This window comes from Aeromonas sp. HMWF016, from assembly GCF_963878195.1.
GTDB classification, from domain to species: domain Bacteria; phylum Pseudomonadota; class Gammaproteobacteria; order Enterobacterales; family Aeromonadaceae; genus Aeromonas; species Aeromonas lacus.
Map to the genome: position 1 here is coordinate 1 of NZ_CAWNWX010000018.1, position 6185 is coordinate 6185.

A 6185-nucleotide genomic window follows, 5' to 3' on the forward strand; every position below is an offset into this window, starting at 1 on the left:
GAGCAGCATCTTGAGGGTGCTGCTCACCAGCGCCCGCCCCTCCCCGGCCCCGAGATGGGGATCGAGCGGCGACATCAGGGAGCAGGCCAGCAACTGTCCTGTCTCGGGCAATTCACCCACCATAAAGGTCATGTTGCCGCAGGGGAGCTGCAGGGCGAGCCGATCGCTGCTGCTGCGAACCGGCCAAAGCTGATCCGGCCCCGGCAGCACCACCACGCTCAACATCCAGGGGGTGAGCACGCAGCCGAGCCACTGACCTTCAAACAACGTGCACTCCGCCACAATGGGCATGGTGGCGTGATAGAAGGGCAACGCCTGCATCTCATCGCGAGCGATCCGCTCGTACTGGGCTACCAGCAGAGGCGCGGGATTGCTGGCAAAACCGGCAAACTCCTGCGCTGTCTCCGGTACTATCTCCAGCACTCTCTCAGCCTCGCTTAAATGGGACTGCGCCATAGGCCCTCCCGTGCTTGTTCAGCTTTCTCCTGCTCAGAGAGCGCAATCGCGGACGCGCCAACGGCAGCCAACAGGGTCAAGATCCGATCTGTCGCCTCCCCCATGGCAGCCGCCACCACGGGGGTGAGGCCGATGCGGGGTTCGAGGGATTCGGGCTCGACCCCGATCAGGGTGAGCCGCTTTGGCGACTCCCCCGTCATGTGCAGCGCCGAGAGCACGTCCGCCAGCCCCAGCTGATGGGGGGAGATCTTGCGGCCAAACAGGGTCGGGATCTCCTCATCCTTCAGGGTCACCACTGTGCCCGGCGGATTACCGCTGCGCACCGCATCCACCAGAATGATGTGATCGCGACTGGCCATCGCTTCGAGCAGCTCCATACCGGCGGTACCACCGTCGAGCAGCTCGATGCCGGGGGCGAAACGGTAGTTGCGCCCCAGCGCCTCGACGATGCGCACGCCGACGGCCTCGTCACTCAAGAGCAGGTTACCCACGCCCAGGATCAGGGTGTTCATCACAGTACCTTCACCTGAGTCGTTTCGCCATTTTGGGTATCCACCACATGCACCGCACAGGACATGCAGGGGTCGAACGAGTGGACGGTGCGCACCACTTCCAGCGGTTTGGCCGGATCGGCTACCGGGGTGCCTACCAACGATTGTTCGTAGGGGCCGGGTTCATCGTTGAAGTTGCGCGGGCCCGAGTTCCAGGTCGATGGCACCACCGCCTGATAGTTCTCGATCTTGCCATCCTTGATGACGATCCAGTGGGAGAGCATGCCACGCGGCGCCTCTTCAAAGCCCACCCCGCGAAACTCTTTATCCGCCGGGATCTCGGCCTTGATATAGGCGGTGGTGTCCCCCTTGCCGATGTTGTCCACCAGCGCCTTCCACTGATGTGACAGGGTATCTTTGAGCACGCAGCAGCGCACCGCGCGACCGATGATGCGACCCATGGTGGAGTGCAGCTGTTCAGTCTTGATGGCAGAGCCGGTGAGCGCCTTGTAGAGGCCGTTCAGCTGGTCGAAGTGTGCCACCGTCTCCGGGTGCTTGGCGGCGAGCTTCACCAGCAAGTCTGCAAGCGGCCCCACCTCCACCACCTTGCCGTAGAAGGTGGGGGATTTGACCCAGGAGTATTTGCCGTCATCCTGCCAGCCGGTGTAATCGGGCTCGGTCTTGCCCTCCCAGGGTTTGAGAGGGGCATCATCCTTGTACCAGGCGTGCTTGTTGCTCTCGGCGATACCGTCCATCAGCCAAGCATCCTGATGGCTCTCGATGGGGCGATATCCCGCCAGATTGCCATTCTCGATATAGCCGCCCGGCATCAGGAAGCTGCCGCCGTTGGCGTCGGTGGGGAGCTCCGGCACGCTCAAATAGTGCTTGGCCCCCTGCCCCAGGTTCAGCCACTCGGGGTAGTGGGCGGCGATGATGGCGGCATCCACCTTGTAGACCTGCTCGATAAACTCGCCGAGCCGGTCGATAAAGCTCTTCACGTAGAGCAGCCGTTCCAGGTTGAGCACGCTCGGCGCATCCAGGTTGATGGGGTTGGCCACGCCGCCCACCGCCAGATTCTGGATGTGGGGGGTTTTACCGCCGAGGATGGCGACAATGCGGTTGGCATCGCGCTGGCACTCCAGTGCCTGCAGGTAGTGGGCCACGGCGATGAGGTTCACCTCCGGGCTCAACTTCATCGCCTTGTGGCCCCAATAGCCGTTGGCGAAGATGCCAAGCTGGCCGCTCGCTACCAGCGCGCGAATTTTATCCTGCACCTTGGTCAGCTCGTCGGCACTGTTGAGGGACCAGGTCGATACCCCCTTGAGCATGTCCGCCGCTTTTTGCGGATTGGCCTCAAGGGCCGCGGTGATGTCCACCCAGTCCAGCGCGGAGAGCTGGTAAAAGTGGACGATGTGATCGTGGATGTTGTGGGCCGCGATGATGAGGTTGCGGATGTACTGGGCATTGACCGGCACCTTGGCGCCGATGGCGTTCTCCACCGCCCGCACCGAGGCGATGGCGTGAATGGAGGTACACACCCCGCAGATACGCTGCACTATCATCCAGGCATCGCGCGGGTCATTGCCCTTGACGATCTCCTCCATCCCGCGCCACATGGTGCCGGACGACCAGGCCTTGGTGACAACGCCGCCTTCGATTTCGCAGTCGATACGCAGGTGACCCTCGATACGGGTGATGGGGTCTATGGTGATACGTTGGCTCATACGTTGGCTTTCCCTCGGGCCTGATAATCTTGGTGAACACGTTCAAGTGATGGCAGTACCGGCAACAGCCGGATCAGCAGCAAATAGGCACACACTTCGATGGCAACAAAGCCAAGGGAGATCAGCACCTCCGTCGCGGAGGGGAAATAGTGGTAGCCATTGCCGGGGTTGAAGGCGATCAGGGAGTAATCCAGTCGCCAGAGGGCTGCGCCCAGCAGCATGCTGAGGGCCCCCAGAAAGAGCATGCGCGAGTCCCGGCGGCTCTTGTCCCAGTGGAACACCAGCAGCGGGAAGATCATCAGCGCGATCTCGCTCCAGAACAGAATGGAGTAGCGGTTGAACTCGGAAAGGTATTCCGACTTGTCATGGATGACGATTTCGGCAAAGCGCAGCGCCACAAACAGGATCAGGAAGATGTCGATTACCTGGGTCAGTTTGTAGAAGAGCGGCTTCTCGTTGGGGCCCCGCCCCGCCAGCCCCGCCTGCACCAGAGAGCCCTCAAACACCACGATGGAAAAGCCCATGATGAAGGCGGTCAGAAGCGAAAAGACCGGCAGCAGCTCATAGCTTTGCCAGAGCGGATGGATCTTCTCCCCCGCCACTATCATCAAAGAGCCCATCGAGGATTGGTGCATGGTGGGCAGCAGTGCCCCCAGCGCCAAGATGAAGAACATGATCTTGTTAAGCCGCGCCATGGAGGTTTTCCAGCCGAACTTCTCCAGCAGCACGGGCGCAAACTCCAGCGCCATCACCCCGATGTAGATGGTCATGCAGACCGCCGTCTCGAACAGCACCGAGGAGGTGTTGAAGTGACCGGGCAGGTAGAAGTACGGCAGGTTCCAGTAACGGCCGACGTCGATGGTGATGGAGAGGCCACCCAGCGAATAACCGAACAGACTCGCCAACAGGGCCGGCCGCACCAGCGGGTGATACTCGCCCCGGTTGAAAACGTAAACCGCCCAGGCCAGCGCCCAGCCACCGCAGGCGAAACCGGTGCCGATCAAGAGGTCAAAGGAGATCCAGAGACCCCAGGGATAACCCCCGTTCAGATCGGTCACCGAGCCCAACCCGAAGATGAGGCGCTTGAGAATAAGCATGCCGCACAGCACCGCAAAGGGTGCCAGCACCAGCACCGGCCAGCTGACCAGCTTGCCGCCAAGGGGATGTGCCTTGTGGTTACTCATGATCCTTGCCCCCCTGTTGTTTGCCTTGATCGACCGACGTCTCCTTGCCCTGCTCGTGACCGTTCTTGGTGTTGCGACGGATAAGCACGGAGAGACCGGTCAGCACCACCAGCGGCAGCACCATCCCCTTGTAGAGGGTGTGCTGGATATGTTCCGAGCGCGCACCGGAGGAGAGCTCCGGCAGATCGGGCATGTCGAGCTTGGTGTAGGGCACCCCGGCCAGCACCAGCACCTGGGTGCCGCCCCCCTCCTTCTCGCCATAGACGTAAGGCTGGTAGTTGGGCACCTCGTGCAGATAGGGGTCGTTGGCCTTGAGGGTCTGGCGCGGGTAGGCATATTCGCTGCCCGGGGTCGCCAGCAGGCGACGCCTGGCCTCGGCCATCAGCTCCTCGCGGGTGCCGAAGATGACGGCGCCGGTCGGGCATACCTCGACACAGCCGGGCAGTTTGCCCTGATCAATCCGCTCAAGCCCCTTCTGGTTGCAGAGCTCGCACTTGTGGATCGCCCCGAACGGGTTGTCGTAGTCATATTTGGGCACGTCAAACGGGCAGCCCACCATGCAGTAACGACAACCGGTACAGACACTCGGGTCGTAGTGAACGATGCCGGTCTTGGGATCTTTTTTAAGGGCCTGCACCGGGCAGACGGAAACACAGTTGGGATCGACGCAGTGCATGCACTGCTTCTTGATGTAGGCGTAGCCATCCACCAGCTGATCCTTGTGCTCGCCCGCGCCGCTCTTCCATACCTGAATGATGTTGTTGGTGCAGGGGCTCAGCTTGTCGTTGTTGGACCAGGTCTGCTCGCCGGCCGGATTGGCCGGGTTGCCGTTAAGGCGCTGGCACTCTGCCACGCAGGCCTGACAGCCGACACAGAGGGTGGAGTCGTAGAGCATGCCAAGCGCACCGGGAATGGGTGGCTTGTTTTTGGCAGCCGCCAGGGCGGTGCCGGGCACGGTGGCCCCGGCTGCGAGCGCGCCGACGGAGGCAAATTTGAGGAAGTTGCGTCTGTTCACGGTCACTCCTCCCGTGACGGATGCTGCCCGGCTTCATGGCGCTTCTGCTGGCGACCGAGTTCACGCACCGTCATCAGACTCACCCCGACCAGCACCCCGAGGGCTCCGCCGATCAGCGCGGTGGAAGTGGGAGAGATATGACCCCCTTCCTGAATGGCCACATCGGGCTTGTTGACCCGCGGGGTCGGATTCTCAACCTTGGCAAGCTGGAAGATCCCCTTGCTGAAACCGACACCCTGTTCGTTGCAGCCGTAGCAGGGATGACCGATGCCAACGGGCCAGATGCCACCACCGATATCGCAGAACTCCAGGGTCGAGCAGTTGCCGTAGGTCTCCGGCCCCTTGCAGCCCAGATGATAGAGACACCAGCCCTGCCGGTGACCCTCATCACCGAACTCCTTGGCAAAACGCCCTGCGTCGAAGTGCGGACGGCGCTCGCAGTTTTCGTGGATGAGCCGCTCATAGGCAAACAGCGGCCGCTTCTTGGCATCCAGCGCCGGCAGCTTGCCGTAGGTGATGTAGTAGGCGACCGTGGTGAGGAAGTTGTGGGGATTGGGCGGGCAGCCCGGGATATTGATAATCGGCGTGCCGAGGTTGCCGAGGGCCTCCTCCAGGCTGACGGCACCGGTCGGGTTGCCGCCGCTGGCGGGCACCCCGCCCCAAGCGGCGCAGGAGCCGATGGCGATGACGGCAGCCGCATCGGCAGCCGCGCGGCGAATATGGTCGACGATGGGTTCACCGGCCACCATGCAGTAGATTCCGCCATCCTTGAGCGGGATGGAGCCGTCCACCACCAGCACATACTTGCCCTTGTAGCGTTCGATGGCATTGTGCTTGTTCTCTTCGGCCTGATGGCCGAAGGCCGCCGAGAGCACCTCGTGGTACTCCAGCGAAATGGTGTTGAGGATCAGGTTCTCGATGGTGGGGTGCGTGGCCCGCAGCAGCGACTCGGTACAGCCGGTGCACTCCTGCGCCCCTATCCAGATCACCGGCGGCCGCTCGGGACTGGTGAGCGCAGTGGCCATCTTGGCGACGGCATTCTGACTTAATCCCAGGGTTGCGGCCATCCCGGCACACAATTTCATAAAATCACGGCGATTAATCCCATGAGCCGATAAAAAATTATCCTCGACCATTCTTCTTATTCCCGTAGTGAGCACTTGTCTGATAAATGCTTAACAGCGGAAATGCTAAGGACTCACCTCCCCCTCAGTATTGATCTCTATCAATTCCACAGGGATTGAACCTATTTACAGGGCGCGTCATATCACAAACAAAAACATTTACCCCCAAAGGGATAATTGCTGTTCTGTGA

Annotated in this window: 6 protein-coding genes; all 6 read right to left on the reverse strand. The window is 61.3% G+C overall.

Annotated features, from left to right (window positions below; all coding sequences use genetic code 11):
• Positions 1-456: hydrogenase-2 assembly chaperone (gene hybE / locus AACS24_RS02145; protein ID WP_108572225.1), on the reverse strand; the 456-nt coding region annotated here is incomplete at its 3' end.
• Positions 438-968 carry a HyaD/HybD family hydrogenase maturation endopeptidase gene (locus AACS24_RS02150; RefSeq protein WP_108572226.1) on the reverse strand — a complete coding sequence of 177 codons (531 nt, stop codon included), beginning with the start codon at positions 966-968 and terminating at the stop codon, positions 438-440. The genes AACS24_RS02150 and hybE, both read right to left, overlap by 19 nt.
• Positions 968-2671, reverse strand: a complete 1704-nt coding sequence (hybC, locus tag AACS24_RS02155) for a hydrogenase 2 large subunit (protein WP_108572227.1) — start codon at positions 2669-2671, stop codon at positions 968-970. The genes AACS24_RS02150 and hybC overlap by 1 nt, the downstream gene beginning before the upstream one ends.
• On the reverse strand, positions 2668-3855 hold the full coding sequence (gene hybB / locus AACS24_RS02160; RefSeq protein WP_033115848.1) for a Ni/Fe-hydrogenase cytochrome b subunit: 1188 nt from the start codon (positions 3853-3855) through the stop codon (positions 2668-2670). The genes hybC and hybB overlap by 4 nt, the downstream gene beginning before the upstream one ends.
• Positions 3848-4870, reverse strand: coding sequence for a hydrogenase 2 operon protein HybA (gene hybA, locus AACS24_RS02165; RefSeq protein WP_108572228.1), 1023 nt, complete (start codon positions 4868-4870; stop codon positions 3848-3850). The genes hybB and hybA overlap by 8 nt, the downstream gene beginning before the upstream one ends.
• Positions 4871-4872: 2 nt before the next feature.
• Positions 4873-6006 carry a hydrogenase 2 small subunit gene (hybO, locus tag AACS24_RS02170; RefSeq protein ID WP_108572229.1) on the reverse strand — a complete coding sequence of 378 codons (1134 nt, stop codon included), beginning with the start codon at positions 6004-6006 and terminating at the stop codon, positions 4873-4875.
• Positions 6007-6185 lie beyond the last annotated feature (179 nt).